Raw genomic sequence first — 219 nt, 5'->3', positions numbered from 1 at the left:
GTGGAAGCCCCGCAAGGGGTGGAGCTGACCGGTACTAATAGGCCGAGGGCTTGTCCTCAGTTGCTCGCGTCCACTGTGTTAGTTCTGAAGCAACGAACACGCCCCCTGCGGGGTGCGGCGGTTCGTAACTTCATAGAGTTTCGGTGGTCATAGCGTTAGGGAAACGCCCGGTTACATTCCGAACCCGGAAGCTAAGCCTTTCAGCGCCGATGGTACTGC

The 219-nt window shown here is 58.4% G+C and carries 1 rRNA gene; it reads left to right on the top strand.

The annotated features are described in order from the left end of the window. Positions 1–139: 139 nt before the first annotated feature. Positions 140–219: ribosomal RNA gene (gene rrf, locus ADL08_RS15110) — 5S ribosomal RNA — on the top strand; the annotation flags it as partial.

The organism is Streptomyces sp. NRRL F-6492, from assembly GCF_001280125.1.
Classification (GTDB): Bacteria; Actinomycetota; Actinomycetes; order Streptomycetales; family Streptomycetaceae; genus Streptomyces.
This window is presented reverse-complemented; position numbering and strand designations above follow the sequence as displayed.